Annotated in this window: 27 protein-coding genes; 17 read left to right on the top strand and 10 right to left on the bottom strand. The window is 71.4% G+C overall.

Going from position 1 to position 25,341, the window contains the following annotated elements; translation table 11 throughout:
- Positions 1-11 precede the first annotated feature (11 nt).
- Positions 12-1,346, bottom strand: coding sequence for an aspartate aminotransferase family protein (locus ACH34R_RS42765; RefSeq protein WP_397567348.1), 1,335 nt, complete (start codon positions 1,344-1,346; stop codon positions 12-14).
- A 115-nt stretch (positions 1,347-1,461) separates the two neighbouring features.
- Here ACH34R_RS42765 and ACH34R_RS42760 point away from each other — a divergent pair, with 115 nt between their 5' ends.
- The 13 genes from ACH34R_RS42760 to ACH34R_RS42700 are packed head-to-tail and all read left to right on the top strand — an operon-like array spanning position 1,462 to position 14,460.
- Positions 1,462-2,478, top strand: coding sequence for a Gfo/Idh/MocA family protein (locus tag ACH34R_RS42760; protein WP_397567347.1), 1,017 nt, complete (start codon positions 1,462-1,464; stop codon positions 2,476-2,478).
- Positions 2,475-3,452: a Gfo/Idh/MocA family protein gene (locus ACH34R_RS42755; RefSeq protein WP_397567346.1), complete on the top strand. Its 978-nt coding sequence runs from the start codon at positions 2,475-2,477 to the stop codon at positions 3,450-3,452. Before ACH34R_RS42760 ends, ACH34R_RS42755 begins: the two co-directional genes overlap by 4 nt.
- Complete coding sequence (locus ACH34R_RS42750; RefSeq protein WP_397567345.1) at positions 3,449-4,309, top strand: fumarylacetoacetate hydrolase family protein; 861 nt, start codon at positions 3,449-3,451, stop codon at positions 4,307-4,309. The genes ACH34R_RS42755 and ACH34R_RS42750 overlap by 4 nt, the downstream gene beginning before the upstream one ends.
- Positions 4,306-5,868, top strand: a complete 1,563-nt coding sequence (locus tag ACH34R_RS42745; RefSeq protein ID WP_397567344.1) for an ABC transporter substrate-binding protein — start codon at positions 4,306-4,308, stop codon at positions 5,866-5,868. The genes ACH34R_RS42750 and ACH34R_RS42745 overlap by 4 nt, the downstream gene beginning before the upstream one ends.
- A 28-nt stretch (positions 5,869-5,896) precedes the next feature.
- Positions 5,897-6,856 (top strand): ABC transporter permease, encoded by a 960-nt coding sequence (locus ACH34R_RS42740; protein ID WP_397567343.1) that lies wholly within the window; start codon positions 5,897-5,899, stop codon positions 6,854-6,856.
- A complete protein-coding gene (gene opp4C, locus ACH34R_RS42735) occupies positions 6,853-7,743 on the top strand; it encodes an oligopeptide ABC transporter permease (RefSeq protein WP_397567342.1) in 891 nt (296 codons plus the stop codon). The genes ACH34R_RS42740 and opp4C overlap by 4 nt, the downstream gene beginning before the upstream one ends.
- Positions 7,743-8,753, top strand: coding sequence for an ABC transporter ATP-binding protein (locus ACH34R_RS42730; protein ID WP_397567341.1), 1,011 nt, complete (start codon positions 7,743-7,745; stop codon positions 8,751-8,753). The genes opp4C and ACH34R_RS42730 overlap by 1 nt, the downstream gene beginning before the upstream one ends.
- Positions 8,750-9,760 (top strand): ABC transporter ATP-binding protein, encoded by a 1,011-nt coding sequence (locus ACH34R_RS42725; protein ID WP_397567340.1) that lies wholly within the window; start codon positions 8,750-8,752, stop codon positions 9,758-9,760. Before ACH34R_RS42730 ends, ACH34R_RS42725 begins: the two co-directional genes overlap by 4 nt.
- Entirely contained in the window at positions 9,720-10,169 is a 450-nt protein-coding gene (locus ACH34R_RS42720; RefSeq protein ID WP_397567339.1) for a RidA family protein, read from the top strand. Before ACH34R_RS42725 ends, ACH34R_RS42720 begins: the two co-directional genes overlap by 41 nt.
- A complete protein-coding gene (locus ACH34R_RS42715) occupies positions 10,162-11,694 on the top strand; it encodes an amidohydrolase family protein (protein WP_397567338.1) in 1,533 nt (510 codons plus the stop codon). Before ACH34R_RS42720 ends, ACH34R_RS42715 begins: the two co-directional genes overlap by 8 nt.
- The gene (locus ACH34R_RS42710; protein ID WP_397567337.1) at positions 11,691-12,539 is read left to right on the top strand and encodes an IclR family transcriptional regulator; all 849 of its coding nucleotides are present in this window, start codon (positions 11,691-11,693) and stop codon (positions 12,537-12,539) included. The genes ACH34R_RS42715 and ACH34R_RS42710 overlap by 4 nt, the downstream gene beginning before the upstream one ends.
- On the top strand, positions 12,536-13,363 hold the full coding sequence (locus tag ACH34R_RS42705; RefSeq protein WP_397567336.1) for an amidohydrolase family protein: 828 nt from the start codon (positions 12,536-12,538) through the stop codon (positions 13,361-13,363). Before ACH34R_RS42710 ends, ACH34R_RS42705 begins: the two co-directional genes overlap by 4 nt.
- A complete protein-coding gene (locus ACH34R_RS42700) occupies positions 13,360-14,460 on the top strand; it encodes an alanine racemase (RefSeq protein WP_397567335.1) in 1,101 nt (366 codons plus the stop codon). Before ACH34R_RS42705 ends, ACH34R_RS42700 begins: the two co-directional genes overlap by 4 nt.
- Positions 14,461-14,730: 270 nt before the next feature.
- On the opposite strand, the gene ACH34R_RS42695 is transcribed toward ACH34R_RS42700, so the two are convergent.
- From ACH34R_RS42695 to ACH34R_RS42655, 9 genes are all read right to left on the bottom strand, one after another.
- The gene (locus ACH34R_RS42695) at positions 14,731-14,940 is read right to left on the bottom strand and encodes a zinc-binding dehydrogenase (protein WP_397567334.1); all 210 of its coding nucleotides are present in this window, start codon (positions 14,938-14,940) and stop codon (positions 14,731-14,733) included.
- Positions 14,930-15,088, bottom strand: a complete 159-nt coding sequence (locus ACH34R_RS42690; protein WP_397567333.1) for a hypothetical protein — start codon at positions 15,086-15,088, stop codon at positions 14,930-14,932. The genes ACH34R_RS42695 and ACH34R_RS42690 overlap by 11 nt, the downstream gene beginning before the upstream one ends.
- Positions 15,089-15,320: 232 nt before the next feature.
- On the bottom strand, positions 15,321-15,710 hold the full coding sequence (locus tag ACH34R_RS42685; RefSeq protein ID WP_397567332.1) for a hypothetical protein: 390 nt from the start codon (positions 15,708-15,710) through the stop codon (positions 15,321-15,323).
- Between the two features lie 132 nt (positions 15,711-15,842).
- Positions 15,843-16,241 carry a CBS domain-containing protein gene (locus ACH34R_RS42680; protein WP_397567331.1) on the bottom strand — a complete coding sequence of 133 codons (399 nt, stop codon included), beginning with the start codon at positions 16,239-16,241 and terminating at the stop codon, positions 15,843-15,845.
- Between the two features lie 98 nt (positions 16,242-16,339).
- Positions 16,340-17,170, bottom strand: coding sequence for an acetate--CoA ligase family protein (locus ACH34R_RS42675; protein ID WP_397567330.1), 831 nt, complete (start codon positions 17,168-17,170; stop codon positions 16,340-16,342).
- Positions 17,119-17,349 carry a hypothetical protein gene (locus ACH34R_RS42670; RefSeq protein WP_397567329.1) on the bottom strand — a complete coding sequence of 77 codons (231 nt, stop codon included), beginning with the start codon at positions 17,347-17,349 and terminating at the stop codon, positions 17,119-17,121. Before ACH34R_RS42670 ends, ACH34R_RS42675 begins: the two co-directional genes overlap by 52 nt.
- An 89-nt stretch (positions 17,350-17,438) precedes the next feature.
- Positions 17,439-18,476, bottom strand: coding sequence for a hypothetical protein (locus ACH34R_RS42665; protein ID WP_397567328.1), 1,038 nt, complete (start codon positions 18,474-18,476; stop codon positions 17,439-17,441).
- Positions 18,477-18,629: 153 nt separating this feature from the next.
- Complete coding sequence (locus tag ACH34R_RS42660; protein WP_397567327.1) at positions 18,630-20,903, bottom strand: hypothetical protein; 2,274 nt, start codon at positions 20,901-20,903, stop codon at positions 18,630-18,632.
- Positions 20,904-20,912: 9 nt separating this feature from the next.
- Complete coding sequence (locus ACH34R_RS42655) at positions 20,913-22,595, bottom strand: TIGR03986 family CRISPR-associated RAMP protein (protein WP_397567326.1); 1,683 nt, start codon at positions 22,593-22,595, stop codon at positions 20,913-20,915.
- Between ACH34R_RS42655 and ACH34R_RS42650 the strand changes: the two genes are divergently transcribed.
- The 4 genes from ACH34R_RS42650 to ACH34R_RS42635 all read left to right on the top strand — a co-directional run.
- Positions 22,585-23,445: a hypothetical protein gene (locus tag ACH34R_RS42650; RefSeq protein WP_397567325.1), complete on the top strand. Its 861-nt coding sequence runs from the start codon at positions 22,585-22,587 to the stop codon at positions 23,443-23,445. The genes ACH34R_RS42655 and ACH34R_RS42650 overlap by 11 nt on opposite strands.
- Before the next feature lie 26 nt (positions 23,446-23,471).
- Positions 23,472-23,756, top strand: coding sequence for a hypothetical protein (locus tag ACH34R_RS42645; RefSeq protein WP_397567324.1), 285 nt, complete (start codon positions 23,472-23,474; stop codon positions 23,754-23,756).
- Positions 23,753-24,772 (top strand): type I-B CRISPR-associated protein Cas7/Cst2/DevR, encoded by a 1,020-nt coding sequence (gene cas7i, locus ACH34R_RS42640; protein WP_397567323.1) that lies wholly within the window; start codon positions 23,753-23,755, stop codon positions 24,770-24,772. The genes ACH34R_RS42645 and cas7i overlap by 4 nt, the downstream gene beginning before the upstream one ends.
- A gap of 30 nt (positions 24,773-24,802) precedes the next feature.
- A partial coding sequence (locus ACH34R_RS42635; protein WP_397567322.1) for an IS5 family transposase occupies positions 24,803-25,341 on the top strand: 539 nt, incomplete at its 3' end.

Below are 25,341 nucleotides of genomic sequence, written 5' to 3'. Positions count from 1 at the left end.
TCCGGCCGCGCTCAGCGTCCCAGGCCGGACGGGGCCCGGTCGCCGGTCAGGAGGCCGTCGTCGCGCATGGACGCGAGGACGTCGCGAGCGGCTTCGAGGGTGCGGTCCACGTCGTCGTCGGTGTGCGCCCCGGAGACATGGTTGCGCTTCAGCGACATCGGGAGCATGAGGAACCCCGCGTCGGTCATGCGGCGGTGGAAGGCCCGGTAGGCGTCGTCGTCGTTGGCGAGCAGTTCCCGATAGCCGCGGACCGGGCCGGGGGTGAAGTACACGGCGAAGACGCCGCCGAAGCCGGCGACGGTCGCGGGGACGGACAGCTCGCCGAGGATGTCGCGCAGCCCCTCGCGCAGCCGCTCGCCGAGCCGGTGCGTGCGCTGGTAGAAGTCCGGGTTGTCACGCAGGTAGGTCATCGTGGCCACGGCCGCGGCGGCGGCGACGGGGTGGCCGTTGAACGTCCCCGCGAGCAGCACGTCGGACTCGAAACGCGACATCAGGTCCCGCCGCCCGGCCAGCCCGGCCACCGGGAAGCCGTTGCCCATGGCCTTGCCGAAGGCGGTCAGGTCAGGGGTGACGCCGCAGACCTGCTGGTAGCCGCCGAGCGCGTGGCGGAAGCCGGTGATCACCTCGTCGAAGATCAGTAGTGATCCGTGCGCGCTCGTCAGGGCGCGCAGGCCCTCAACGAACTCCTGGGTGGGCAGCAGCGCGCCGACGTTGTGCGGGATCGGTTCGAGGATGATCGCGGCGATGCACTCGGGGTGGGTCTCGTACAGTGCCCGGACGCTTTCGAGGTCGTTGAACTCGGCGATCAGCGTGGAGTCCACGGCCTCGGCGAGCAGCCCGGCCGAGAGCGGGTCCCGGCCATAGGCGCGTTCGGCCGGGGAGATCACGTTTCTGGCCACCGAGTCGTGCCAGCCGTGGTAGCACCCCTGGAACTTGATCAGCAGAGGCCGTCCGGTCACGGCCCGCGCCAGCCGTACGGCCTGGGAGGTCGCCTCCGACCCGCTCATCGCCGCGATCATCATCTCGGCCGACGGGATCAGCTCGGTGACCAGCTCGGCCATCGCGATCTCAGGGGGCGTCACGCCCAGGCCGATGAGGTCGGGGCCGCGCAGCGCACGCGCGACCGCCTCGTTCACGACGGGCGCGTTGTGACCGAGCAGTACCGCGCCGAAGGCGGCGTGGTAGTCCAGGTAGCGGCCGCCGTCGGCGTCGGTGACGTAGGCGCCCTCGGCGGCGGTGAAGGCGTAGGGCGCGCCCATGTAGCGCGTGGCGGAGTTCACTCCCCCGGGGATGACCGCGCGGGCGGAGTCGTGCAGGGACCGGCCGATCGGCTTGATCGAGTCCACCTTGGCCTCACATGGAAAGTCGTTTCAGGTCGTGGCGACCGTACGTGGAACGCCGTGCCACGTCAATGCCTCCAGCCCCTTGACAGCGCCGGGGCCGCCCCCAAGGATGCAACGCATGGAAAGAGATTCCACGTCGAGTCCCCCACTCGGCGTGCTGGTGATCGGCGCCGGGGCCATCGCGGACCTGCACGTCGCGGCCATCGCCGCCGATCCCAGATGCACGCTCGTGGGCTTCGCCGACATGAGCGCCGACCGGGCGCACGCCGCCGGGCACCGGCACGGCGGCGTCCCCTGGACCACCGACGTCGACGCCGCGCTGGCCCGGCCCGACGTGTCCGCCGTCGTCTTGTGCACGCCCAACGACACCCACGAGGAACTTGCCCTGCGGGTCGCCGCCGCGGGCCGCCACCTGCTGATCGAAAAGCCCCTCGCCACGACCGTCGCGGGGGCGGCGGCCGTCGCCGGGGAATTCGCCCGGCGCGGCCTGGTCCTCTCCGTGGCCCACTCCCACCGGTTCTACGACTACGCGCGCACCGTCCACGCCGAGATCGCCTCGGGCGCGGTCGGCCGGCCCGTGCTCGTCCGGCTCGCGCTGCTCGGCGGCTGGATCTGGCCGGACTGGCGGGCCTGGGTCCTTTCCCCGGCCAGGTCCGGCGGGCACGCCCTGCACAACGGCGTCCATCTGCTGGACCTGGTCACCTGGTGGATCGGCCGCCGTCCCGTCTCGGTGTACGCCCGCGGCCAACGCCGCACCGCCGCGGAACTCGACGTTCACGACTACCTGGAGATGGTCGTCAGGTACGACGACGGCGCGGTCGCGATCTGCGAGATGAGCCGCGCGCACCGCCCCGCCGCACTGGCCCAGCGCGACGTCGTCGTGCAGGGCACCGGCGGGCTGCTCACCCTCGGGTGGGACGGCGAGGGCGCCCTGCTGTGGGACGAGAAGGGCGCGCACACGCTCGACCCCGGTGTGGCCTACGGCTTCACCGCCCAGCTCGGCGCCTGGATCGACGCCGTGACCACCGGCGACACCCGGGCGCGGGTGTCGGGCGAGGACGCCGTCACGGCCGTCGCGCTCGGTGCCGCCGCCGAACGCTCGATGGCCGCCGGCCGGCCCGTGGAGGTGCCGTGAGAACCCTTCGAGTGCTGCTCGCCGGTTCGGCGGGGGTCGGTCACCAGGACCACCAGGCGGAGATGTACGCGCCCGGCTTCGCCGCGCACCCCGGGTTCCGCGTCGTGGCGGAGATGATGGACCCGGCCGAGCTGGCCCGGCCGGACGTGGACGTGGTGAGCGTCTGCGTGCCGTTCGAGCGCCGGGTCGAGGTCGTCACGGCCGCCTTGCGGGCCGGCAAGCACGTCCTGGTGGACAAGCCGGTCGCGCTGACCTCCGGCGAGTGCGCCGAGATCGCGGCGGTCGCGGCGGAGACCGGTCTGGTCTGCCTGCCCGCCTACCACCAGCGGTTCCATCCCGCCGTCCGGGCCGCCCGGGAGGCGGTCGCGGCGGGCCGGGTGGGACTCCCGTGGAACGCGCAGGCCGACTTCCTGGTCGCGGGCGGCGGGCCGGTGTGGCCGTACGGCGAACTGCTGAACTTCGCCCCCTACGCGACCGACGCGCTGCACGCCATCGCCGGACTCCCCGTGGTCTCGGTGTACGCCCTGGCCGGGCACGTCGCCGAGGACGCCGGCGGTGGCGGGCCCGAGGACCTGGTGACCCTCTGCCTCACCCACGAGCGCGGCATGACGAGCACCGTGGTCGCCGGGCGCACCCCGCCCGTGGCCGGCGCGCGCGGCCTGTCCCTGCACCGCTACCGGATCAGCGGCTCACACGGCACTCTGCTGGCCGACGCCACCCGGCCCGGGGTCGTCGTCCGCAGCGAGGAGGCGGCGCGGACCGCCTGGGCCGGGCACGGGACCGTACACCGCATGCTCACCGAGCTGCATGACGCGGTCACCGGCGGCAGGCCCGCCGAACTCGGCCCGGCGGACGCCCTGGCCGCGCTGCGGCTGGTCGAGGGGGCCAGGGAGTCCATCGCGACCGGCGGCGTCGTCCATCTGGACGCACGAGAAGAGACCTCTGAACATGCGGAGAGGGCGGGAACGCGGTGAAACTGCTGACATACCTGCGCGACGGGGCCGTCAGGCACGGCCGCCTGCACGACGGCGACCGGGTCCAAGAGTTCGGCGACGGCGATCTCACGGTCTGGCTGCGCGCCCCCGCCGGCCCGCCCGCCGGCCCGACGTACGCGCTGGCCGGCCTCCGCGTGCTCGCGCCGATCCCCGCCCCGGCCAAGCTCATCGGGGTCGCCGCGAACTACCAGGACCACGTCACCGAGAGCGGCGCGGCCCCGCTGGACCGGGGCCGGCTCGCGCCGCGCCTGTTCCTGATGCCGCCGACCGCCGTCGCCGGGCCCGGCGACCCGATCCCGCTGCCCAAGGTCAGCGAGCAGGTGGATTGGGAGGCGGAGCTGGCGGTGGTGATCGGCGCGACCGTCAAGGACGTCGTGGTGGCGGACGCCCTGGCGGCGGTCGCCGGGTACACCGTGGGCAACGACGTGTCGGCCCGGTCCATGTCCTACGGCTATGAGCGGGACAACGGTGACCCGGCCGTCGGCTTCTTCGACTGGCTCGCCGGCAAGTGGCTCGACGGCTTCGCGCCACTCGGGCCCTACCTCGTCACCGCCGACGAGGTGCCCGACCCGCAGGCCCTGGACATCGAGTTGCGTGTCAACGGCGCGGTGAAGCAGCGCGGCTCGACCAAGGACATGATCTTCACCGTGGCGGAGCTGGTCGCCTTCGCCTCGGCGCTCATGACGCTGCACCCCGGGGACGTGCTGCTGACCGGCACGCCCGCGGGGGTCGGCGTGACCTCGGGGGAGTTCCTTTCGGCCGGTGACGAGGTGTCCGCCTCGATCGTCGGCCTCGGCTTTCTGATCAATCCCGTCTCTCCGAGGGAGACCCCATGATCCGCAGACCGCTCTCGCTGATCGCCGCCGGTGTGCTCCTGCTGGCCGCGGCCTGCTCGGACCCGACCAACGCCGGCGGGGTGAAGAAGGAGTCCGGGGCGAACGCGCTCAACGTCTACCTGTACCAGAAGCCGAAGAGGTTCAGCCCGCTGGACCCGTTCACCGGCGCCGACCAGCAGGTCATGCAGCTCATCTACGACAACCTGCTGACCGTGAACGACAAGTACGAATACGAGCCGCGCCTCGCGGAGAAGTGGGATGTCTCCCAGGACGGTATGACGTTCACCTTCCATCTCCGCACCGGGCTCAAGTGGAGTGACGGCAAGCCGTTCGGCGCCAAGGATGTGCTGTTCACCTACCGGCTGCTGGCCGATGAGAAGTCCGGCAGCGCGATGGCGGGCCGGCTCGCCGGCGCGACGTTCGATGCGCCGGACGACTCGACCTTCGTGATCAAGCTGGCCGAGCCCAACGTCGGGTTCCTCTCCCTGATCGCCGGGCCGTTCGCGTTCATTCTGCCCGAGCACGTGCTCGGCTCGGTGCCGGTGGAGTCCGTCGGGGACGACCCTTTCTTCAACCGGCCGACCACCGGGCTCGGGCCGTACACGTTCGTTGACTACAAGACCGACCAGTACGTCGAACTGGCCGCGAACCCGCACTACCGCAGGCCGGTGAAGATCGCGAAGATCTTCCTCAAGCCGGTCACCTCCGACGTGGCCACCGCCCAGCTCGGCACCGGGGAGATGGACCTCGCCCAGATCTCCCCGACGGACCTGCAATCGGTCCAGTCGCTGTCCGGGGTCACGGTGGCGAGCACACCGAGCCCCGGCTTCCTGCGCGTCGCGGTGAACCTGACGCAGAAGCGGTTCGCCGACCCTCGGGTGCGGCGGGCCATGCTGCACGCCATCGACCGCAAGTCCCTGGTCGCCACGCTGCTGGCGGGCAAGGGCAGCGTGGTGAATACCTCCTTCATGGCCAAGGCGGCGCTGCCCCCCGATCTGGACGCCTACGCCTACGACGTGGCCGCCGCCAAGAAGCTGCTCGCCGAGGCCGGCTGGGACGCGAGGGAGCCGGTGACCCTGTCCTGGGTCCCCGGGCAGCGCGACCGCGACGCCGCCGCGACCGTCATTCAGGGCGCGCTCGTCGCGGCCGGGATCGACACCAAGCTCAAGCAGGTGCAGTCGGCGGAGCTGCTGGAGTCGTACGAGAAGCGGAGCTTCGACCTCGTGCTGTTCGGCGGCGGTTCGTACTCCGTGGACCCGTCGAGCACCAACCCCATCCTGCGCTGCGACGCGTTCTACCCCAAGGGCGGCAACATCCCGTCCTTCTGCGACAAGGAGATCGACCGCCTGACCGCCGAGGCCGACACTCTGACCGGCCAGGACGAGCGGGCCGCGCTCTACCGGCGGGCCGCCGAACTGGACAACGCGCAGGTGCCCTACCTGTGGCTGTACAACCCGGAGACCATCTGGGCGTACGGCAAGCGGCTGCACGGCTTCAAGCCGAACGGCGACTTCACGCTCGGCTTCTGGAACGCGGACGAGTGGAGCCTGGCGGGTTGATCCGGAACGTGAATGAGGGGGGACGGCCGTGCTGACGTACGTGGCCCGCAGACTACTGGTCAACGCGGCCGTCTTCCTCCTGCTCAGCATCGGCGTGTTCCTGCTGGTCAGGGCCGCGCCCGGGGACCCTGTCCGGATGATGGTGAACCCCGAGCAGCTCGCCGCGGGCGGCCCGGCGTTCATCGCGCGCAAGCGCGCCGAGCTGGGGCTCGACGACCCGGTGTTCGTGCGCTACTTCATCTGGCTGCGCGACGCGCTGACCGGCGACCTCGGCTACTCCTTCGTCAGCCACCGCCCGGTCGGCGAGGTGCTCGGCGAGCGGATGGGGCCGACCGTGCTGCTGATGAGCACGGCCCTTGTGGGCGGCCTGCTGGTCGCGGTGCCCGCAGGCACGCTCGCCGCCGTCCGGCGCAACACGGCGGCCGACTACGCCTCGACCGTGGTGAGCCTTGCGGTGATCTCCGTGCCGAGCTTCTTCCTCGGCATCGCGGCGATCTACGTGTTCTCGCTGACCTTGGGCTGGCTACCGTCCTCCGGCATGTCCACGCCGGGCGGGGGCGGTCCTGCGGACATCCTCTCCCACCTGGTGCTGCCCGCGGCCATCCTCGCCCTGTCCATCGCCGGGCCCTTCATGCGGTACGTGCGCGGCGGGCTGATCGCCGAGCTGGGCGCCGACTACGTCCGCACCGCCGAGGCCAAGGGCGCCGGCCCGGCGCGCGTCCTGGTGCGGCACGCGCTGCGCAACGCGCTGATCCCGCTCATCACGGTGGTGATGATCTACGTGCCGCAGCTCCTCGCCGGGGCGGTGGCCCTGGAACAGGTCTTCGCCTGGCCGGGCATGGGCCAGCTCGCGATCAGCTCGATCGGGCAGCTCGACTACCCGGTGGTGATCGGTTTCGCGATGTTCATCGCCCTGCTCGTGCTCCTGTGCAACCTCGCCGCGGACGTCCTGTACGCCGTGGCCGACCCGAGGATCAGCCTGCGATGACCGCCGCCACAGCCGTACCGCCCGCCGCCGGGGTCGCGCGCAGGTCGCCCGCGAAACTGGCCCTGCGAAGGTTCCTGCGCAACCGCATGGCCGTCGCGGGCACGGCCTTCCTCGCACTCGTCGTACTGCTCGCCGTGTTCGCGCCGCTGGTGGCGGGCCACGACCCCAACGCGGTCGACCTGGCCGCGTTCCGCCGCCCGCCCTCCGGCGAGCACCTGCTCGGCACCGACTCCTCGGGCCGGGACGTGTTCGCCAGGCTGGTGTACGCCGGGCGGGTCTCCCTGCTGGTCGGGCTGGCCGCGTCGGTCACGGCCGTGGTCGCCGGCACGCTCCTCGGCGCGGTCGCGGGCGTCGTCGGCGGGGCCCTGGACGGTGTGATCATGCGTACCGCCGACGCGGTGCTGTCGTTCCCGTCGCTCGTCGTGGTCGTCGTGCTGGCCGGAATCCTCGGCCCGAGCGCGGGCATGCTGGTCGTGGTCTTCGCGGCGTGCAACTGGCCGACCGCCTGCCGGGTGGTCCGCGGGCTCGCGCTGAGCCTGCGCGAACAGGAGTACGTGCAGGCGTCCCGCGCGTTCGGGGCCTCCCGCGCCTCGATCATCGTGCGGCACATCGTGCCCGCCGTGCTCGCCCAGGTCGCGGTGGTCGGCACGCTGCTGGTCGCGCAGATGATCCTGCTGGAGGCGGTGCTGTCGTTCCTCGGCCTGGGCGTGCAGGCGCCGCAGGCGAGCTGGGGCAACATGCTCACCGACGCCCAGAACCTGACCCTGATCAGGACCATGCCATGGCTGTGGCTGCCCCCCGGCCTGGCCATCGCCTGCACCGTGCTCGCCGTCAACTTCGTCGGCGACGGACTGCGCGACGCCGTGGACCCGAGAGGAGTGCGCTGATGGACGGGCCGCTACTGGAGATCGAGGACCTGGCCGTCCGGTTCCCCACCGAGGACGGCGAGGTCCAGGCGGTGGACGGGGTCGGCCTCCAGGTCCGGCCCGGGGAGGTGCTCGGCGTGGTCGGCGAGTCGGGCTCGGGCAAGAGCGTGACGGCGATGGCCGTGCTCGGCCTGGTCCGGCGGCCCGGGCGGGTCACCCGCGGGCGGATCGCCTTCCGTGGCCGGAACCTGCTCGACCTGTCGCCACGCGAGCTGCGGGCCGTCCGCGGGCGCGAGATAGCCATGGTGTTCCAGGACCCGATGACGGCACTCAACCCGGTCGTGCCGGTCGGGCGCCAGATCGCCGAGGCGGTGCGGCTGCACCACGGGCGGGGGCCCGGGAGAGGACTCGGCCGGCGGGACGTGCGGGAGCGGGTGCTCGACCTGCTGGCCTCGGTCGGCGTGCCCAATCCGCAGGCCCGGTACCGGCAGTTCCCGCACGAGTACTCGGGCGGCATGCGGCAGCGGGCGATGATCGCCATGGCGCTGGCGAACGAGCCCGCGCTGCTCATCGCCGACGAGCCGACCACCGCGCTGGACGTGACCATCCAGGCCCAGGTCCTGGACCTGCTCCGGGCCGCCCGCGAGCAGAGCGGCGCGGCGGCCATCCTGATCACCCACGATCTCGGGGTGATCGCCGAACTGGCCGACCGGGTGGCCGTGATGTACGCAGGCCGGGTGGTCGAGCAGGGCGACGTGCACACCGTCTTCGACGCGCCCCGGCACCCGTACACGCGGGGCCTGCTGGCGAGCCGTCCCCGCGTCGAATCCGCGCCGGGCGCGCTGGTCTCCATCCCGGGCAGCCCGCCGAGCCTGCTCGCGCCGCCGCCGGGCTGCGCGTTCCACCCGCGCTGCCCGCTCACGCGAAATCGGGAGCCGTGCCGGACGATACGGCCCGAGACCGCGCTCGTCGGCCCGGCGCACACCGCCGCCTGCCATTTCCACGAGGAGACCGGGGAGGGGTCCGAATGACCGAGGTGCTCCGCGTCGAGGGGCTGGTCAAGCACTACCCGATCCGGTCCGGGCTGTTCCGCCGGCAGACCGGCGCCGTACACGCCGTGGACGGGGTGGACCTGACACTGTCCGCGGGCGAGACGCTCGGGCTGGTCGGCGAGTCCGGCTGCGGCAAGACCACCACGGGCCGCCTGCTCGTCCGGCTGGCCGAGCCCACGGCGGGCCGCATCCTGTACGGCGGGCGTGACCTGGCCGGGCTGTCCGCGGCCGAGCTGCGCCCGCTGCGCCGCGAGATCCAGATCGTCTTCCAGGACCCGTACGCGTCCCTTTCGCCGCGGCTCACCGTGCACGAGATCATCGCCGAGCCGCTGCGTGTCCAGGGCGTGTACGACCCGGGCCGGGTGGCCGAACTGCTCGGCCTGGTCGGGCTCGCGCCCGAGCATGCGAACAGGTACCCGCACGAGTTCTCCGGCGGGCAGCGCCAACGGGTCGGCATCGCCCGCGCGCTCGCGCTCGGGCCCCGGGTGCTCGTCCTCGACGAGCCCGTGTCCGCGCTGGACGTCTCCATCCAGGCGCAGGTCGTCAACACCCTGGCCGGTCTCCAGCGCGAACTTGACCTCGCCTACCTGTTCATCTCGCACGACCTCTCGGTGGTCAGGCACATCTGCCACCGGGTCGCCGTCATGTATCTCGGCAAGATCGTCGAAGTCGGCACGGTCGCCGGCATCTTCGAGCGGCCCAGCCATCCGTACACCCAGGCGCTGATCTCGGCGGTACCGATCCCGCACCCCTCGCTGCGCGGAGTCAGGGGGCGCATCCTGCTCTCCGGCGACGTGCCCAGCCCCGCCGACCCGCCGTCCGGCTGCCGCTTCCGGACCCGCTGCTGGAAGGCGCGGGAGCGGTGCGCGGCCGAGGAGCCCGCCCTCGCCGACCGCCTGGGCGCCGGGCATCCCAGCGCCTGCCACTTCCCAGAGGAGACCCCACATGTTGGACACCCTTCCCGACAGACCACCGGCTCGCACTGACCGGCCGCCGGTCGCCCCGGTGCGGCGAGACGGCGCCCTGCTCGTCGCGTCCGGCCAGGTCGCCGCGGGCCCGGACGGCGAACTGACCGCGGCCGGCGTCGTGGGCGCGGACGTGGACCTCGCCACCGCCCGCGCCTGTGCCTGGCGATGCGCCCGCAACGTCCTGGCCGCCGTACGCGCGCAGACCGGGACGCTCGACCGGGTCGCCGCGGTCAAGCTGACCGTCTACGTCGCCTGCGTCCCGGGCTTCGCCGAGCAGCACCTCGTGGCCGACGCGGCGACCGAGCTGCTGCTGACCGTCCTCGGCCCCGGCCGGGGGGCGCACGCGCGGGCCGCGATCGGCGTGGCCGCGCTGCCACTCGGCAGCCCGGTCGAGGTCGAGGGCACCTTCCGGGTCACCGATGACTGACCTGCTGATCAGGGGCGGCCTGGTGGTGGACGGCACCGGCGCGCCCGCGCGCACGGCCGACGTCGCGGTCGGCCACGGGCGGATCGAGGCCGTGGGCGACCTCGCGGGCCTGACCGCGGCCCGCGTCGTCGCGGCCGGGGGACGGCTGGTCTGCCCTGGGTTCGTCGACGTCCACAGCCACTCCGACCTGGCGCTGCTCAGCAATCCCGAGGCGCACAGCAAGATCCGGCAGGGCGTCACCACCGAGGTGCTCGGCAACTGCGGGCTCGGCGTCTCGCCGCTGCCCCCGCAGACCGACGCCGCCGCGCTGCGCGCCGCTGTCGGCTTCATCGACGTCGATCCCGCCCTCGCCTGGCCGTGGCGGACGCTGGCGGACTACCAGGAGACGCTGGCCGCGGCGCGGCCCGCCGTGAACACCCTCTCCCTGGTCGGTCACCTGCCACTGCGGGCCGCCGTGACCGGGTTCGCCGACCGCCCGGCCACGCCCGGCGAACGGGCCCGCATGAGCGACCTGCTCGCCCGCGCCCTGGACGAGGGGGCGGCGGGCCTCAGCACAGGGCTGATCTACGCCCCGGCCTGCTACGCCGACGAGGCCGAGCTGACCGCGCTGGCCACGGTCGTGGCCCGGTACGGCAGAATCTTCGCCTGGCACCTGCGCGACTACGCGGACGGGCTGCTGACGTCGGTGGCGCAGGCCGTCCGGGTCTCCGAGGCGAGCGGGTGCCGTACCCAGATCTCCCACCTGACCGCCGTGGGGCGCCGCAACTGGGGCACGGTGGCCGAGGCGCTGCGGCTGATCGAGGCGGCGGACGCCGACGTACGCGCCGACGTCTACCCCTACCTCGCGGGCAGCGCCAACCTCTCCCAGCTCCTGCCCGGCTGGGCGCACGACGGCGGCGAGCCCGCGATGCGCGCCCGGCTGCGCGACCCCCGGGTCCGTGACCGCATCCGGGCTGCCTGGGCGGGCCGTTGGTGGGCCTGGCCGGACGTGCTCGTCGAGGGCCGGCCGCTCGGCGGCGAGGACGAGGCGCTCGACCTGATCGCCGAACACGGCAACGGCGTCGCCATGGTCGCCTTCGGCCGTTCCGAGGACGACCTGCTCGCCGCGCTCGCCCATCCGGCGGTCGTGATCGGTTCGGATGGGTTCGCCCTGGACCCGGACGGACCCACCGGGCGCGGGACGCCTCATCCGCGTTCCTACGGCTGCTACCCTCGGCTCCTGCATCACTACGTCGGTCAGGGACGGCTCACCATCGAGGAGGCCGTGCGCAAGTGCACCGGCGCGCCCGCCGAGCTGTTGGGGCTTTCGGGGCTCTCCGGGCTGCTCCGGCCGGGTGCCGCCGCGGACCTGCTGGTGCTCGACCTGGAGACGATCGAGGATCTCAGTAGCTTCACCCACCCCCACCGCTACCCGGCGGGCGTCGACCTCGTCGTCGTGAACGGGACCGTCGTGATCGACGACGGTGACCACACGGGGGCACGCCCCGGCCGGGTCCAGCGCCCGCTGATGGAAGTGACGACATGAGACGAACCGTCGACGATGACAAACCGGCCGCGGCCAACTACCACGCGCACGCGCTGGCCAGAGGTCTCGCGCTGCTCGAACGGCTGGCCAGGGCCAGGCAGCCGGTCACGCTCGGCGAGCTGAACGACGAGACCGGTCTGCCCAAGAGCACGCTGGTGCGCCTGCTCGCGGTGCTGGCCGAGACCGAGTACGTCGTGCGTGTGGACGAGCGGCCCTCCTTCCGGCTCGGCCACAAGGTGCTCGAACTGTCCACCGCGTACGTCTCCACCCTGGACGCCTCGGCCGCCGCCCGCGGCTATCTGGCCGACCTCGCCGCCACCACCGGCCAGACCGCCAACCTGGGGGTGCTCGACGGCGCCCAGGTGCTGCACCTGTGCGTCGAGGAGCCCGACCGGCCGATTCGCTACACCGCCATGAGCGGGTCGCGCGCCGAGACGTACGCCACCGGGCTGGGCAAGCTGCTGCTCGCCGGGGTACCCGACGACGAGCTGGACCGGCACCTCCCGCCCGAGCCATGGGAACCCAAGACCGCGGACACCCGGGCCGAACTCACCGAACTCCGCGCCGACCTGGAACTGACCAGGGCACGGGGCTACGCGTTCGACGACAACGAGTTCAGCGTCGGCCTGCGCTGCCTGGCCGTGCCGCTGGAGATCGAGGGCCGCTGGATCGCCTCGGTCAGCGTGTCCGGCCCTTCGGCCGAGCTGGACCCCGACCGGCACGAGGGCTACCTGGCCGAACTGCGCGAGACCGCCGCCGCCATGGCGGCCGACCCCGACCTGGCCGCCGCGCTGCGGGTGGTCCACCGTTCTCTGTCGCCCACCGAGGGAGGCCGTTCTCGATGATCGATGTACACACCCACTGCCTGCTGGCCGAACACTGGGGTTGCGAGTGGGAGGCCAACTGGCGGCCGGTGTACGGCAGGCCGTGGGATGACGTGACGGTGGCCGACTATGACGCCGCGATGAAGGGCGTGACGGCGGCGTTCGTCTTCGGCATCCGCGCCACGGCGGCCGGGGTGGCCACCTCCAACGACTTCGTCGCCCGGTTCTGCGCGGACACGCGCACCGAGACGGTCGGCTTCATGGCGCTCGATCCCACCGATCCCGACGTGCTCGAACAAATGGCCGACGGAGTCGCCAAGGGGCTGCGCGGCATCAAACTGTACCCGGTGCTCGCCCACTTCGACCCGCGCGACACCGCCCACGACCCCTTCTACACCGCGGCGGCGCAGGCCGGGCTCGTCCTGTTGTGGCACATGGGCGCGACGCCGAGCGTCCACGGCGACCTCGGCGTCACCAACCCCCTGGTCGTGGACGAGGTCGCCCGGCGGCATCCCGCGCTGTGCCAGATCATCGCGCACCTCGGCCACCCCTGGCAGCGCGAGACGATGATCGTGCTGCGCAAGAACCGGCGGGTCTTCTCCGACGTGTCCGCCACCTGGGCCAGGCCGCTGGACGGATTCCTCTCGCTGGTGCGGGCGCAGGAGTGGGGAGTGGTGGACAAGCTGCTGTTCGGCTCGGACTTCCCGCTGTGGACACCGGACGAGGCGGTCCGCGGGCTGCGGCGGCTCACCGAGATCCGCATCCCAGGGCTCGAAGGAGTCCGGGCCGACACCATCGAGCGGCTGCTCGATGAGGACCCGCGATCCCTGCTGGGGATCGCATGACCGGTTCCTCCACGTTCTCCCCGGTGCCGATCGACACCCTGCCGACACCGGCGCTGCTGATCGACCGCGACCGGCTCATCGCCAACATCACCGGCATGGCCGCGCGCGCGGCGTCCGCCGGGGTGGCGCTGCGCCCCCACTTCAAGGCGTCCAAGTGCCTTGAGGTCGCCAGACTCCAGCTCGACCACGGGGCGATCGGCTTCACCTGCGCGACCCCGGCCGAGGTCACCGCCCTGCTCGACGCGGGGATCAACGACCTGGTCTGGGCGCACCAGCCGGTCGGACCGGCAAAGGCGGCGTTCGCAGCGCGGACGGGGGTGACCGTCGCGCTCGACTCGGCCGAGATCGCGCGCCCGCTCGCCGAGGCGGCCCGCGCGGCCGGGCGGCGCGTGCCGTACCTGATCGAACTGGACACCGGCCTCGGCCGGGCGGGGGTCGCGCCGGAACACGCGACCGCCCTCGCCGCCGAGCTGGCCGCGCTCCCCGGGCTGGAGATGCGCGGCGTGCTCACCCACGAGGGCCACCTGATGACCTACCTCGGCGACCGGGCCGGGATGGAACGGGCGGGCCGTCAGGTCGGCGAGGTCGTCATCGCCGTGGCGGCGGAACTGCGCGCGGCCGGGCACCCGTGCGAGATCGTGTCCGTCGGCTCGACGCCCGGCGCGGCCACCGCCACGCCGTTCGTTCCCGGGGTCACCGAGACACGGGCGGGCACGTACGTCTTCTACGACGGCAACCAGGTCGCCCTCGGCACCGCCGACCTAACGCGCACCGCGCTCACGGTGCTGACGAGAGTGGCCAGCGTCCAGCGCGCGGGCACCGCCATCGTGGACGCCGGGCTCAAGGCCATGAGCTCCGACGCCTCGGTGACAGGGGCCGGCTTCGGCCGGGTGCTCGACATGCCCTCCCTGGCCTTCTCGCGGGCCAACGAGGAACACGGCTACCTGACCGGCCCTGACGCCGCCGCTCTGGAGGTCGGCCGGACGCTGCGGCTGCTCCCCAACCACGGGTGCGGCGTCGTCAACATGTGGAGCCACGCCTACGTCGTCACCGGCGACACCGCGGTGGCCCGCTGGCCGATCACCGCCAGGCACTGACCGACCCGAGCCGCTGCCCGCGGGTCCTATCGGATCTCGCGGGCACCCGCCTCCCGGGCGTTCCCGCTAGCCGCCCGTGACCTGATCCCGTCTGATGGTCGAGCCGACCACGCCGCGGTCGCCGCCGTGCAGGCGGTCGTATAGACCGGGCAGCTCCCAGGGGTGATTAGCGCAGCCGATCAGGCGAATGCCCTCGTAGTGGAAGCGCACGGGGAAGGTCAGCAGGCGCTCGTGCAGCGCCGTCCCCGTCTGTGGCGAGGGCAGGTCACGCTACACGCCCAGCACGGACACGCGGCCGCCCGTCCGGCACAGCCGCGCGGCGGTGTCCAGGCCGCCCCACGCGCCGCTGGTCTCCACCACCAGGTCGACGCCCCCCGGCGAGTGCGCGCGGATCTCGTCTTCCAACGTCGGGCTGCGCGCGTCCCAGGTCAACAGGCCGAGTGCGGCCGCGAGGCTCAGCCGGGTCTCGTTAGGCGTCAACGGCGTGGACCCGTGTGCCGTACAGAGCGGCCACCAGCGCCGCGCAGACCCCGACCCCGCCCAACCCCACGACCGCGACGTTCTCACCCGGCTGGTAGGTGCCCGCGTGCAGGCAGAGCAACCCCAGACTCGTCAGGAACGTCAGCACCGCTCCGACGAAAGGCCCGCTGGCACCGGTACGGCGCGGTGGGCGGGCACAGCCGCGTAGTCCCCGTGCGGCGCGGCGATGAAGACCCTTTCCCCTGCCTATCTCGAACGTCTTCACTTCCATCTTGCGGGGCCCGGTGATCACCCAGCATCTGTTCATTCGTCCGTCCTCAGGTGGATGTACGGCTTGGCGGGCCGCCGCGAGTCCTGTGGCTCGCGGCGGCCGGGATGGTTCAGGAGAAGCGGTAGAAGTAGAGGTGGCCGTCGTCCAGATGGAAGCGCAGCCCGATGTCCTGGCCCGCCAGGTCGGCGAGGGTACGTCCGTTCCTCCAGGTGGCGACGCGATCGATGCCGTCACCGGTGATCGCGACGGAGTCGGCGGCGGTGAATCCGGGCACCGCGGCACCGGACGCGTCGAGCACCTCCACCTTTAGCGTGCCCTTGACGTCGGCGTTCAGATGAAGCGCGGTGCCGGTGAAGCGGAGCGGCTTGGTGGTGATGACGCCGAGCTGGTGGCCGCCGTTGGCGTAGGACACGAAGCCGTCCCGGCGCCACTTGGCGACGGCAACGGAGGCCCCACGGGTGCGGGAGCCGTGCAGACCGTCCCAGCCACCGTAGTACATCCACACCTCATCGCCGCGGGTGACCAGCGGCCCTCATCGTGGGGCTGGGTGCGGGAGGTGCCGCCCTGCTCGGAGTGTTCGCCCTCATGGGGCGTACGGGAGGCCCTTGATCCCTCCCGGGCCCCCGACGAGCTACCTGCCCTCCCTCGCGGTGGCGTCGTTCTCCTTCCACATGAGCTCGTCGATCACGTCCGCCACGCCGCTGACCCGCCTGGTGAGGCGGACGGCGATCTGCGTCTCGGAGCGGCGGTCCATCCAGCCTCGCAGGGTGACCACTCCGTGGACGACGGCGACGCGTACGCCGGAGGTCTCGAACCACAGGGTGCGTTGGAGGATGTCATCGCGGATCTCGCGGGCGATGACCTCATCGTCGCGCACGAGCATCTTGAGCAGGTCACGCTGGCTAACGATGCCGACGAGGTGGCCTTCGCGATCGACCACGGCGAGCCGTTTGACGCCATGCTCGTCCATCATCCGGGCGGCCTCGGTGATGGTGGCGCCTGGTGTCGTGGTGCGGGCCGGGCTGGTCATCAGGTCCCGGCGGTGTCGCCCGTAGCCTTGCGGCGGCCGGTGCCGCGGTCGGCCGACATGCGGTGGCGCAGCCGGTGTCGTGGGCCACGTAGACGACGTCAGTGGTCATGACGTCCTGGACTTTGGTGTTCATGGGGACCTCCTGGGCCCGAGCCGGCGTCTTGGCGAGTGGCGGTGGTGTCGTCCTCGTCCGCGCCGGATGGCAGGGCCCGACGTCGCCGCGGTCGATGTCCGGCAGTCCGGCGAAGGAGGCCTCCAGCATGTTGGAGAGCTCCGGGGCCCGGTTGTGGCCGCCTGTCGTTCGTCAGCGCAGGTGGCGGCGGAGCGGCGAGGCCAGCGGACCGCACTGGACCAGGCGGACACGGGCGTCCGCGGCGGTGGCCCCGCAGGTGTCGCGATGACGGGATTGAGGTCCAGTTCGACGACTTGGGGCAGGCCTTCCAGCAGGTGGCCAACGCGCGGACGTGGATCGGGCGACTGCCGCGGTATCCGTACAGGAGCGGGCGGCAGCGCGGCTCGTCCAGCATCCGCATCGCGCCGGAAAGGCCGAGCGGCGGCACCCGGAAGGCGCGGTCGGCGAGCAGGTCGGCGGACACACCGCCTATCCCGGCCATCACTAGCGGTCCGAAAGCGGGGTAGTTGACGCCGCCGGGAAGCATCCGCTGAACGATCGCTCCCGGCATCCGGCCGCCCAGGGCGGCGGCCAGGTCACAATAGGACCTTCCGGCCTCTTTGGCCGTGGCGAGGTTCAGCCGGACCACGCCGATGTTGCTCTTGTGCACCAAGGTCGGCCCGATGGCCTCCAGTACGGCGGGCAGCCCGGTGCGGCCTGCGGCCCGTTCCGCCTCACCCGCGTCGCTCACCGGAATGGTCGGGGTCAGTGTGATCCCGTAGCAGCCGAGTAGCCGGGCGGTGACATCGGTCGGCATTCCTCCTGGACGATGGCGCGGGCGGTACCTCGGTCCACGTCGTCCGGCTCGGCGGGCCTGGCCCGCCATTCGGCGTAGGCGGCGGCGCGGGCGAGCGCGTCCACGGCCTGCTCGGGAAAAGCGTAGAACGGCACCCGCCCGCCGATCACGCCGTCGTGGCCGGCGGCGCAGGCCAGCATGGTCTTGCCGGTGGAGCGGGCGGCGTCCGCGATCGCCTACCTGGGCAGCATGCCGGATGGGCACGCTGCCCTACTCGGTCAACCGGGTTCTACGCCTCCGCAGGAAGCTCCATCTGCAAGAAGACATCCACGTCGGTGGTGGCAACCCGGTGGATGGTTTCCCTGACCAACGTCTCCGCCTCGGGGAGAGTGATCTCGAAGGCGGCGGCCGTCCAAGGGATCAACTCGGTGGCCAGGGGCGGGGTGGCGGCGCAGATGTGCTTTAGGAGGCGCTGGTACGCAAGGCCGCGAGGGCCAGGGGCCAGCATGTGCTGGATTGCGGCGTTCGCCTCTCGGCGTTCTTCCTTCCTCAGAAAGAGGTCTTCCGGGCTGTCGGTGAGCTCGGTGGCGGGCAGGTCCAGGTGGATCATGGCGTTGTTGCGGTGGAACTCCGGGTGCAGCTCACGCAGTTGCCCCAAAGCACGACGGAGCAGGCGATACCCACTCCGCCAGTCCAAGCGATGCTGGGTCAGCAGGTCCGCGGGGATGGCGTAGAGGTCGCGGGCGCCATGCCGTACTCGGAGGATGGCGTCGAGAAGAAGATCGAAGGCGGCGGGGTCGTCTCGGAGAGGGCGGGACCAGTCGGCCGTGCGAAGATCTCGCTCTGGGCGGGTGGCGGCTCCTCGGCTCTTGGCGTCGGCGCGGCGGACGCGGGCTTCGAGGCTGTGCAGTTCATGGTGGATGCACTGTGCGCGAAAGGCTCGCACTTCGGCGGGCTCTCCTGGGTGTGGGCGCTTTTTGATGAGCGAGGTGATGGCATCGATGCGGGTGCTGGACGCCTCCGGCGAGGTGACCCACTGATGGATCACCTCCATCTCACGAACCACCACGCCTCCCTTGGTCCGAGGCAGCTGGCCGCCGTGCAGGGCTTCGCGTAGCTTGGTGAAGCCGTGCATGAGGTGATCCGCGATGGTCTCCTCGCAGTCGTCGCACATGCGTGCCGCCTCGGTTCCCGTGCACGGTCTGCCGTTGTGGCGGGCGCGGCGTAGTGGTCTGCGGGCGACGTCACGCAGGGTTGGGGCCACGAGGAAGAGGTAGGCCGAGAACGCGATGTGCTGGTCTTCGGCGGCGATGGCCGCGAGTTTCATGATCGCTTCCCTCCGAGAACATGCCAAAGGCATGTTTCTTGGCAATCGGGCCTCGTGAGTCGAGGCCATCTCAGAGGGAGCGATCAGAGTCGCTCGTGCTCGCGGGCATCAGCCGTTGAACGGGATCAGCTTTCCAGTCCCGATCTATGCCGGTCAACCGCTTTCTCGATATACCCCGTCTAGTGCATCAATGGCTGATTGATGCTGCTCAATGAGCACATGGTCGGTTCGCGTAGGCCCACCCAACCCCCGGACGGCCTCCCGTAGCAACGCCCCAGGATCGGCGGTGCACGGCTGGATCCGGCCGTGGCCACGACGGGCCCGTTTGTCCAGGGCGTGACCGTGCAAGGTGTGGTTGGCGGCCTGCGCCAACTCTCGTAAGGACGGCACGGCTTCACAGACCGTCTTGAACACCGACCATGGGAACAACGCAGGGCGCAACGACTCCACCGCCAAGTACGCCGCCGGCAGCGGCTGCCGCCCGCAGGCATGGGCGATCAGTGTGAGGCGTTGGCGCGCCAGGCCCAGCAGCGAGGCGCGGGAGGCGGGGCCGAGCGGCTTGCCGAACAGGTTCCGCTCCAGGGCACGCAGCTTGGGCAGCACGCGCAGCAGCAGGTCGGAGCCTCGTTCGGCGAGGCGCTGGGCCGTGCGCAGGTCGAGACGGTGCGTGGCGCCCATGGCCAGGCTGGTGAGCATCCGGTCCGCGCCGAGGCGGGCCAGTACGCGCTGGCCCTCGCTCGTCGCCGGTGCGCCGTCCGCCGTGCGGATCAGGCCCGTCACCCACAGCGGGCAGGCGGCCGTCAGCGACCAGTGGGCGGCGGCGGCGATCATGCCGTAGTTGGTCAGCGGCGGACCCGGGTTGAGCACGAGGACGATCTCGTCCACATCGCGCAGGCTTCCGGAGCCGGTGCGTCCGGTGGCGGCGTCTCCGGCTGCGAGCGCGGCCAGTACGGTGTCGCGCACCGCGCCCAGGTCGCCTTGCACGCCCTCGATCACCTTGACGTCGGCGTCCGTGGGGCTCAGCCGGGCGAGCCGGTGGGCGCGCTCGGCCGCCTCCGGGCTCGCCAGCAGGCGCAGGCGCGGCACTCCGTGTCGCTGAAGAACGTCTTGCCGGTGCCGTAGGCAGGTCACGACGGCCTGGATGGCGAGCAGGTCGTCGGAATCCCGTCCCTCGCGATCCAGCCCCACGGCCATCAGGCCGAGGACGTCGCCGCTGCCCAGTACCGGCCACATCGTGGTACCGGTAGCACCGACAAGATTGACGCCCTGGTCACCCCTCTCCCACTCCTCGGCCGCGTCCAGCAGGGTGACGGGTAGCGGCCCGCTGGCGCCTGAATGGGGCTCCAGGTGGGCGGCGTGGGTGGCGGCTGCGGTGTAGAGGTCGATGAGGGCCTGATCCTTGAGCATGCGCACACAGCGCGCGTGCCCCTGCACGACCTGTGAGGTAATCCGAATATGCCCGGATATGTTGCCCTCGCCCTCCCCCCGTGTCTGGAACACGCCGAGCAGCCTTTGGATCGCCTCCCTGGTGCGCGAGTCGAGGTCCTTTTCCTCCTTCTCGAACCAGCGCCGTAGCTGATCGGCGAACCAGGCGCGGAGGATTCCGTGATCGGCCGCCTCGCCACGCCCCAGGCGTTCGAAGAGTGCGGCCTTGGTGGTCTCCCAGGGGTCGGCGAACTTTTCGAGCCGTCTGGCGGGCAGCTCGGTGGTGCCGTACTTCAGCGCTTCGCTCGCGGCCCGCAGGTCGCCCGCCTGCCGCGCCGCCAGGAGTCGCCACAGGTCCTGGTGCTTGCTGTCCGCCTCGACCAGGATGTCCCAGAAGCGGTGCCGGATCAGCCACAGCCGCAGGTGGCCGTCCACGTCGCCCGGACGTTCCAGCGCGTACGGCTCGCCCGCCGCGTCGATGTGCAGAATGCGCGCGGGTACCTGCGCCACCAGCGTCGCGCACAGCGCGCCCACGCTCAGCGCGAACGCCCCCGAGCCGCAGCTCACCAGCACCTCCGCCGGACGCCGCTCGGCCAGCCAGCCGCCCAGCGCTCGCGAGGCATCCTGAAAGTAGGGTCCTTCCACCGGCACTACGACGACGGACTGCGGGGCGAAACGCCCGCCGCACAGGCCGTCGGCCGAGACGAGGCGGGCTCGGATCTCTTCTGCCCGGTCGGCGAGCGGCCGGGTGCCGGGACTGCTGGGGTCGGTGGTCCCGAGAAGGACGACGGCCGAGACATGCGTGCCCGTCTCGGCCAGTCCTTCGAAGATCTTTCGTAGCGGCCGGCGGTCCTTGCCGGTGGCGTCCGCGTCGCCCTCGTAGTCGGGGGCGGCCATGGCGGCGAGGGGCACCCCCGCGAGGCCGAGGTCACCGCCGCCGACGGCGTGCACCAGCACCCTGCCGCCCGGCTTTCCCGCCACGGCGGCCCCTCCGTGCGACATGCGATGAAACTACCGGCGCTTATCCGGTTTTTTGGCCGAATGAACGACCAGATGATGAGAGTTCTCGGTGGCCGCTGGCAGCGAACGGCCAGGGCCGCCCTTTCTGTCGTTCTCGGTGAACCACTCGTAGTTCCGTCCGGACGGGTTGGGGGGCGCGGGGATGCCCGGGAGCAGCCAGCCAGGGCGGGTACGCGGGTAGTACACCGGCATGCCCGGCTTGCCGCGCGCGACGGCGAGCATCGCGGCGCGGATCTCGGTGAGCTCGGGATGGCTTTCGACCAGAGCGTCGAACTCCGCTCGCGCGGCCCGCAGGATCTCCGTCGCGTCCGTCTCCGGGAGATCGCCGGAAAGGCTCCGGTAATACGCGGCGTACTCGTCGCCCGAATGGAGTTCCGTGGTGGCCGGATCAATTTCCAGGCGCACGCTGCCGAAGCCGAGCGGACGGCCCAGGCCGAGCCGGTGGAAATGGTCCTCCGGGAGGGACAGCAGCCAGGCGAGCGCGCCGAGTTCTCCCTTGTCGAGATCGCGCACCTCGATGGTGAACCGGAACGTCGTTCCGGGGGCCACCCAGCCGGTGATCGAGCGGTTCTGGCTGTCCCGCTGGGTCGCGGACGTGGTCCGATATCGGCGCTTCTGCTCGTTGTCCTGGTCGTTGTCGCTGGCCGGTTCCCTCGGCCGCAGGTACTCGCGGTAGTGCCCACCGACCAGAATCTGCGCCGGGTCCGGTCTGGCCTGCGGGATGTTCCAGTGTTGAGGGTCCAGCCCGGCGTGGTGCCAGTACGCCTTCCGTCCGCGGAGTGCGCGGCCCGCCTGGTAGAGCTCTTCCTTGGGCGTGCGGTCGGGCAGCGGCAGTTGCGGAGTGTTGGCGGCGGCGGCGAGGTAGAAGCGGCCCTGGTGGGGTTTCGGCTTCGACAGGACGGCCAGCGCGAGGCCGTCGCCGTCGAACCGGCGGACGGCGGTGCGGGCGTCCTGGTCGCAGGTGACCGGGCCGATGCGCAGGCGTCCCCGGTAGGCGGCTTGCCGTACGCCCTTTCCTTGAGGCGCCACCCAGCCGAAGACGCGATCGGCCGGGGAAAGTTCATTCAGCTTAGTGGCAGGGTGGAGCGATTTGTCGAGGAGGTCGGCGGGGGCTACGGAGTAGATGTCGCGCGGAACCAACACGGGGTAGAGCTTCTCAACCTCCCTTTTCTTGTTCAGCAGGGCGTAGCAGAGAAATTTCGGGCGCAACGTCCTGACATCTGGGTCGTACAGGTGCGGGCTCCAGGCAAGCCGGCCGGGGCCGTTGCCGATGCGTTCGCCCGGTGCCGCCTTCTTGCCATCGGCTTTGACCCGGCCGTTGATCTCCTTCTCGGCGTGGGCCTTCCTGTAGTTCAGGATCAACTGGTCCCAGTCCTCGCGGATCTTGCTCCATGGGTACGCCGGAAGAAGACACTCCGGGTTAGCACCCATGTAGAAGAAGCGTTCGGAGTGCTTGCCCTCGATGTTCGGGCCGGTCACGTACGCGCGCCCCTCGACCACTCGTCCCCCGCGCTTCGGCCGGAGCTGATCGCGGGAATCATGGGAGACGAAATCAGTGACGACGTCTCCGTTCTTACCTCGGCCCACCGTCGCCCAAATGAGCCCCCGGTGTTCTGGCGGATCGGCGTGAATATGCTCCCCGGTCTCTCTCGCGTACATCTTGATGGAGGCCATCCGGGACTCGTGCAGCACGCCTTCGCGCGCGGCCGTACGGCGTTGGCGCACCCGCCCGGCCCCCGCCACCTGGCCACCGGTGGCGTGTGTACTGTGCGGGTCCGCGGCCGTGGGTTTCTACGGCAAGGTCGATGTCCCGCTCGCCGAGAGCGACCTCTACCGCAACAGCACGCCGCGCGGGCACACCGGGATGGCCCTCTGCTGGCCGTGCGTGTGCGGTTTCCACGCTCTGCCGTACGGCTGCCGCCTGACCGGCGGACAGTCGATCGCACTGCACAGCTGGGACGACCGTTTCATGGCCCGGACGTCGTCCCGGCAGGTGCAGCGGAACCGGCGACTGATCGCGCTCGGTCAGCGGGATCCACGTCGGGTACCGGCACGCGAGGTGGTCGCGCTACAGGAGCTACGGGCCCACGACGACCGGCTGACCGCAGGGGTCGACCTGCTCGTCTTCAGCAACGAGAACCGGGGCCCTTCCCTGGAGATCCAGTCGCTGGAGCAGCCGCTGGCCGAGTGGCTGCGGCGCTCGTCCCGCCCACCGCGCGGACGCGGCTTTCCCGCGCTGCTACGCGCTCACGCGACTACCAGCAGGCCTGGCGTGGTCGGACTGGCGCGCAACGCGTTCCGCGCGCCGGGCCGAATCGTCGGGGCGAGCGCCCGGTACCTGATCAGCGGCCTTGAGCGGGGCGTCCTCCGCGACGAAACGTCCGCGCTGGCCGAGTTGTGCTTCTCCTTCACGACCGAGGTGATGCGGATGAACCAAAACGAAATCGACGAAATCAGGCCGTCGGCACCCAGGTCGCCGCTTGGCTCGCCGAGGCCGACTCCGCAGGCGCGTTGCGCGAGCTGAACAGCACGCTCAAGGAGCCCAAACGAATGCGGCACTGGCTGATGCGCCGCAACCTGGACGCCCTGCTCAACTCGAAAACCCGCTCACGCGGTCCGCTGGTCACCGATGACCAGTTCCGCCTGCTGTTCGACCCCGAGGTGGAGAACGCCTGGTTCCATCGCCAGCTCCTCTTCGTGTCGGTGGTCCAGCGGTTGCACGAACTGGGTTTCAAGCCGGCCGACGGCGAGCGGATCGCGGCGGCGATGGCCGACGAAGTGCCCGACTACCCCGAGGACGCCGGCTACATGAAGGGCGAGGAGTCACAGCGATGAGCCACCTGGTGGGAAAGGTCGTCCTGGACATGGTGGCGGGCGCCCCCAACAACGGGCGAGGAGAGGACAACCTGGCCCAGGTCAAGCAGATGCGGGTCGGGCGTGACATCCACCCTTACGTATCGGCGCAGGCGTTCCGGCGGTGGCTGCGGGATTCGCTTCCGGCCTCCGAGCCGATCTCGCCGGTCGTGCGGTCCGGCACCGGGCAGAAGCAACAGGCGTACACGCAGGGCCGTCCCGACCTCTACCTCGACGACGACCTGTTCGGCTACATGGTCGCGGTGAAGGGTGACAAGACCACGACCTGCCAGCGCGACACCGTGCTGGCGACCGGCACGTTCGTGTCCGTCGCGCCGCGCCCGCCGGTACGGGACTTCGGGACGATGAGCCGGGGTTTCGCCGCCGGGGAGAACCCGGTTTTGCACGCGCACGAGTTCTACACCGCCGAACTGGCGGGCGACGTGCTGCTCGACATGCCGCGCGTCGGCGTGTTCGAGATCGACGGCACTGGCCTGAAGGTGGCGCTGCCGGAGCCCGCCGCGCTACTGGCGCGTGACAACGGTGCGGAACCGGTGACGTTCCGGGGCAGCAGCGCGCTGCGGCTCCCGATGCCCGAGCGCCGCCGCCGAGCCGCGCTGTTGCTGCGCACGCTGACCGCCGTCCGTGGCGGGGCGAAGCAGGCACTGCACTACGGCGACCGCACGCCCGCGCTGGTACTGCTCGCACCCACTCTGGGCGGGATCAACCCGTTCACCCGGATACTGGGGGTACGCAATGGCCGGGCATATGTGGACGCGGCAGTGCTCAGCGCCGAGATCGATGCGTGGGCCGATGAGCTGGACGGCCCGGTTCTGCTCGGCTGGTCGCCCGGGTTCCTCGGTGACCAGCGCGACCAGGTACGCCGTGAGCTGGACGGTCTCACCTCCACCGGCACGCTGGTGATCGACCACCCGCGCGTGCATGAATGCCCTCGTGTGGGCTGTTTTGATGGTAAGGATCTCGTGACGGTGGGTTGACGCCGGTCACGGGCGGGGTGGACTGGCGGTATGGGCGAGCGTGAGCCCTACCCCAGCGATCTGACCGATGCGCAGTGGGCGTTGATCGAGCCGGTCATCAGCGCGTGGAAGGCGCGGCATCGGTCGGTCAGCGGGCATCATTGCCGGTACGCGATGCGGGAGATCGTCAACGCGATCCGCTACCGGGACCGGACCGGCTGCCAGTGGCGGCGCCTCCCGCACGACCTGCCGCCGCGCGGCGCGGTGTACTACTACTTCGCGTTGTGGCGTGACGACGGCACCACCGAGACCCTGCACGACCTGTTGCGCTGCCAGGTCCGCGAGGCCGCCGGGCGGACCGAGGACCCGTCCGCGGTCAGCCTGGACACCCAGACCACGCACGCCGCCGCGACCGTCCCCGCCGACACGACCGGGCTGGATGCGGGCAAGAAGTCCCGGGGCCGCAAGCGCGGCATCGCCACCGACGTGCTCGGGCTGTTGATCGCGGTGGTGGTGACCGCCGCCAGCGTGCACGACAACGCCATCGCCGCGGACCTGTTGGACGTCGTCGCCATCGACGCGCCCACCGT

It is taken from the genome of Spongiactinospora sp. 9N601, assembly GCF_044326295.1.
Taxonomy (GTDB): domain Bacteria; phylum Actinomycetota; class Actinomycetes; order Streptosporangiales; family Streptosporangiaceae; genus Spongiactinospora; species Spongiactinospora gelatinilytica.
The sequence above is the reverse complement of the archived record's forward strand: the minus strand, read 5'-3'. Positions and strand labels throughout refer to the sequence as shown.

Bases quoted from the DNA above. Each gene is read 5' to 3' on its own strand.
- ACH34R_RS42675 (WP_397567330.1), bottom strand. From the start codon at position 17,170: ATGCCGACCGATGTCACCGCCCGGCTACTCGGCTGCTACGGGATCACA.
- ACH34R_RS42745 (WP_397567344.1), top strand. From the start codon at position 4,306: ATGATCCGCAGACCGCTCTCGCTGATCGCCGCCGGTGTGCTCCTGCTG.
- ACH34R_RS42730 (WP_397567341.1), top strand. From the start codon at position 7,743: ATGGACGGGCCGCTACTGGAGATCGAGGACCTGGCCGTCCGGTTCCCC.
- ACH34R_RS42645 (WP_397567324.1), top strand. From the start codon at position 23,472: ATGCGGCACTGGCTGATGCGCCGCAACCTGGACGCCCTGCTCAACTCG.
- ACH34R_RS42655 (WP_397567326.1), bottom strand. From the start codon at position 22,595: ATGGCCTCCATCAAGATGTACGCGAGAGAGACCGGGGAGCATATTCAC.
- ACH34R_RS42710 (WP_397567337.1), top strand. From the start codon at position 11,691: ATGAGACGAACCGTCGACGATGACAAACCGGCCGCGGCCAACTACCAC.
- ACH34R_RS42680 (WP_397567331.1), bottom strand. From the start codon at position 16,241: ATGACCAGCCCGGCCCGCACCACGACACCAGGCGCCACCATCACCGAG.
- ACH34R_RS42685 (WP_397567332.1), bottom strand. From the start codon at position 15,710: ATGTACTACGGTGGCTGGGACGGTCTGCACGGCTCCCGCACCCGTGGG.
- cas7i (WP_397567323.1), top strand. From the start codon at position 23,753: ATGAGCCACCTGGTGGGAAAGGTCGTCCTGGACATGGTGGCGGGCGCC.
- ACH34R_RS42650 (WP_397567325.1), top strand. From the start codon at position 22,585: ATGGAGGCCATCCGGGACTCGTGCAGCACGCCTTCGCGCGCGGCCGTA.
- ACH34R_RS42725 (WP_397567340.1), top strand. From the start codon at position 8,750: ATGACCGAGGTGCTCCGCGTCGAGGGGCTGGTCAAGCACTACCCGATC.
- ACH34R_RS42760 (WP_397567347.1), top strand. From the start codon at position 1,462: ATGGAAAGAGATTCCACGTCGAGTCCCCCACTCGGCGTGCTGGTGATC.
- ACH34R_RS42660 (WP_397567327.1), bottom strand. From the start codon at position 20,903: ATGTCGCACGGAGGGGCCGCCGTGGCGGGAAAGCCGGGCGGCAGGGTG.
- opp4C (WP_397567342.1), top strand. From the start codon at position 6,853: ATGACCGCCGCCACAGCCGTACCGCCCGCCGCCGGGGTCGCGCGCAGG.
- ACH34R_RS42670 (WP_397567329.1), bottom strand. From the start codon at position 17,349: ATGCTGGCCTGCGCCGCCGGCCACGACGGCGTGATCGGCGGGCGGGTG.
- ACH34R_RS42700 (WP_397567335.1), top strand. From the start codon at position 13,360: ATGACCGGTTCCTCCACGTTCTCCCCGGTGCCGATCGACACCCTGCCG.
- ACH34R_RS42720 (WP_397567339.1), top strand. From the start codon at position 9,720: ATGTTGGACACCCTTCCCGACAGACCACCGGCTCGCACTGACCGGCCG.
- ACH34R_RS42705 (WP_397567336.1), top strand. From the start codon at position 12,536: ATGATCGATGTACACACCCACTGCCTGCTGGCCGAACACTGGGGTTGC.
- ACH34R_RS42715 (WP_397567338.1), top strand. From the start codon at position 10,162: ATGACTGACCTGCTGATCAGGGGCGGCCTGGTGGTGGACGGCACCGGC.
- ACH34R_RS42665 (WP_397567328.1), bottom strand. From the start codon at position 18,476: ATGAAACTCGCGGCCATCGCCGCCGAAGACCAGCACATCGCGTTCTCG.